This window comes from Pseudomonas sp. CM27, assembly GCF_013179515.1.
GTDB lineage: Bacteria > Pseudomonadota > Gammaproteobacteria > Pseudomonadales > Pseudomonadaceae > Aquipseudomonas.
The window spans coordinates 1-3,085 of sequence record NZ_JABMCN010000244.1 but is presented as its reverse complement, the minus strand read 5'-3'; the positions used below and the strand labels follow the sequence as shown (position 1 = coordinate 3,085).

General features: G+C 66.9%; 5 protein-coding genes. 1 reads left to right on the top strand and 4 read right to left on the bottom strand.

Going from position 1 to position 3,085, the window contains the following annotated elements; translation table 11 throughout:
• Nucleotides 1-344, bottom strand: a 344-nt coding sequence (locus tag HP547_RS23880) for a class I SAM-dependent methyltransferase (RefSeq protein ID WP_172287789.1), incomplete at its 3' end; no start/stop codon positions are given.
• A gap of 103 nt (nt 345-447) precedes the next feature.
• Between HP547_RS23880 and HP547_RS23875 the strand changes: the two genes are divergently transcribed.
• A complete protein-coding gene (locus HP547_RS23875) occupies nt 448-1,068 on the top strand; it encodes an energy transducer TonB (RefSeq protein ID WP_172287777.1) in 621 nt (206 codons plus the stop codon).
• Between the two features lie 12 nt (nt 1,069-1,080).
• Here HP547_RS23875 and HP547_RS23870 read toward each other — a convergent pair whose 3' ends face one another.
• The 3 genes from HP547_RS23870 to HP547_RS23860 all read right to left on the bottom strand — a co-directional run.
• Nucleotides 1,081-1,770 carry an extensin family protein gene (locus HP547_RS23870; protein WP_172229271.1) on the bottom strand — a complete coding sequence of 230 codons (690 nt, stop codon included), beginning with the start codon at nt 1,768-1,770 and terminating at the stop codon, nt 1,081-1,083.
• Nucleotides 1,770-2,600: an oxaloacetate decarboxylase gene (locus HP547_RS23865; protein WP_172229273.1), complete on the bottom strand. Its 831-nt coding sequence runs from the start codon at nt 2,598-2,600 to the stop codon at nt 1,770-1,772. The genes HP547_RS23870 and HP547_RS23865 overlap by 1 nt, the downstream gene beginning before the upstream one ends.
• A gap of 28 nt (nt 2,601-2,628) precedes the next feature.
• On the bottom strand, nt 2,629-3,085 hold a 457-nt coding region (locus HP547_RS23860; RefSeq protein WP_172287775.1), incomplete at its 5' end, for a DUF72 domain-containing protein.

Below are 3,085 nucleotides of genomic sequence, written 5' to 3'. Positions count from 1 at the left end.
AGGCTGGCCAGCACGAACGCGTCCTTGCCCAGCCCCGCCGTGGCATCCAGTACCTGTGGTCGCACGCCCTGGGCGATGCCCACCGCCTTGGCGATCATCTGCCCGTTACCGCCGCCGAACTGGCGCCGGTGCGCCGCCTGGCCGTCGACGAAGTCAACCCGCACCGGGCCCGGTGCCTGCGGCCCCAGTTGCTGGACCTGCAGGCCATCGACGCCCACCTGCACGGCAAAGCCTGCGGCATCGTCCTGCAGCGGCAACGCTAGCCGCTCGGCCCATGCGGCGGCTTGCGCCTCGAACTCAGCCGACAGTGCCTCGACCCGGATACCTGTGCCCTGCTCTTCCATCATCCACACCTGAAAATTGAACCCAGCCGTTAATGTATCGGCAGCCACGGCCGATACAGGCAATATCCCGCTATTCTGCCAGAGCACAACGCGCGCGGCTGCCATGTCAGATACTCTTCCCATCGGCTTGACCTATTTGTCGCCTGTCGGCAACTACAGTCAGCACAATACCCAGGCACTCGGGGGCGTCAGCCACCTGTGGCAGGATTTCTTTGCCCGGGCCATGGCCGAACAGCCGGAAGCGCCCGTCGACCAGGTCAGCCAGTCGTTCGTGCAGTACGACCACGACAGCGGCGAGCCAATCGGCGGCGCCCGTGCGCTGGCCCTGATTGACGCCCAGCGCGCCTGCCCGGTGCAGGACACCGTGGTGGCACCGCCGGAGCCGCTGTTCCTGCCCAAGGCCGAGCTTGAGGCCAACTTGCTGGAGCCTGCTGCCGAGCCGTTCAGCGCCATCGAGCTGATCGAGCAGCAACGCCAGCTCGACATCAGCAACAGCTGGCTGCGCCCGGTGGTGATGAGCCAGGGCCACGCGATTGCCGAGCCCGGGCCAGGTCCCGCACCGCGGTCGCTGTTCCTGCCCATCGCCGAGTTCGAGACCAACCTGCTGGACCCGGCCCCGGAACCCTTCGACGAAGCCACGCTAGCCAAGCTGCAAAATGACCTGGAGTTCGACATCCACTGGGCGCGCCCGGTGGTGCTGAACAACGTGCGCGTTCACGCCTGAGCCTGGATCAACTCAGCGGCAGATCTGCCAGCGCCCCATGTCCAGATGAAAGTGGTTGTGGTGCGCAGCGTTGTAGTCCGGGCCCAGCACCGTACTGAAACTCTCGCAAGCTGCCTGCTGCACTTGCCGCAGGAACTCCGCCTTCTGCCCGCCCGCCTGCCAGTCCCGCGCCAGCACGATGCGTTGGCCGTCCTGCAGGCGGAAACCGCTGATGTCCAAGGCATTGGCCGTGGCGTGCTGGCTCAGCCGGCCCTGTTTGCGGTGGTAGACGTTACGGCAGGCAAAGCTGCCCAGGTGATCTACCTGCGCCACCGGCTGCCCCAGTACCCGTTGGGCAACAGGTTGCAGGCCGTGGTTTTCGAACAGTGCGTAGGCCACCGCCAGCGGGCAACTGGCCAGGAAGCTGCTGCTGAGCCGCGCCTGGCCCGCTTCGAGGCGCCATACATTGTGCAGGGGGCAATTGGCCGTAGCGGGGCTATCGGCTTGCGCCCGGTAGCGCAGATGGCTGGTTTCCAGCGCCTGGCGGCACAACGCCGGGTCATCACGCAGACGCGACAGCTTGTAGGGTGTCAGCAGATTGGGCGGCTGTCGCACGTCCAGCGGCGCCCAGGGGTTCCACACGGCGGGCAGGCGCCAGCCGAACTGCCAGGCCAGGCCAGCCAGCAACAGCAGGCCGGCCAGCAGCGCCAGCAGCACCCGCATCAGCGGCGGAACAGGTCATTAAGCTGGGCAAACGGCAATGCTTGCTCCGCGTAGCCGAACGTGCCCTCGTCACGAATCTCCAAGGCCGCGCGGTGGACGGCGCCGAGCGCAGCGCGAGCCAGCGACGAGCCGACGCTGATGCGACGCACGCCCAGGTCCTGCAACTGGTTGACGCTCAACGGCACCCCCGCCATCCCCATCAGCACGTTGACCGGCCGTGGTGCCACTGCCTGCACCACCGCGCGGACTTCCTCGACGGTACGCAGGCCCGGGGCATAGAGCACATCGGCGCCGGCCTCGGCGTAGGCCTGCAGACGCAGGATGGTGTCGTCCAGGTCCATGCGCCCGTGCAGCAGGTTTTCTGCCCGGGCGCACAAGGTGAATGGGAACGGCAGGCTGCGCGCTGCCTGCACGGCTGCACGCACGCGCTCCACTGCCAGGCCGATGTCATAGATGGGGGCGTCACTGCGGCCGCTGGCATCCTCGATGGAACCGCCCACCAGACCAGCCTCGGCAGCACGCAGAATGGTCTGGGCGCAGTCCTCGGGCAGGTCGCCGAAGCCGTTTTCCAGGTCGGCAGCCACCGGCAACGCCGTGGCATCGACGATCTCGCCGGCATTATCAAGGGTATCGTCAAGGGTCAAGGCGCCTTCGGCGTCCGGGCGACCCAGGCTGAAGGCCAGCCCGGCACTGGTGGTGGCCAGTGCCTCGAAGCCAAGGCTGGCCAGCAGCTTCGCGGAGCCGGCATCCCACGGGTTGGGGATGACGAAGGCACCATCACGTTCGTGCAAGGCCTTGAAGGCTTCGGCACGCAGGGTTTGCACATCCATGGTTCAACCTCCGGCAGTCAGGGAAGGCTCAGAGTAGCCCCAGTTGTTCGACCTCGGGGGCTCGCGGCAATTCCGGCAAAGGTGCAAGGCCGGGCAGGCGCTGCATCAGGCGCTGGTGAAAACGCAGGGCCAGCGCCGCCGCCAGGCGGTTATCCGAGGTGTGCAGGAAGATATAAGGGCTGCGGCCTTCTTCGATCCAGCCAGCGACTTTTTCCACCCATGGGGTGAGAAACGACTCGTTGGCTTCCAGCTGCGGATGACCGATGAAGCGCACCTGCGGGTGCTGGCTGAAAGCCGCCGGGCGTGGCGGCACCTTGGGCTTCTTCGACTGCGCGTGCCGCACGGCAGGGTCGCGTGAAGTGCAACTGAACAGCGCGCGCGGGTCGAGGCAGATACGCTCCACGCCGCGCTCGTGCAGCAGGCGGTTGAGCAGGCGCTCCTCCTCGCCCTTGGTGAAGAACGCCGGGTTGCGCACCTCCACAGCC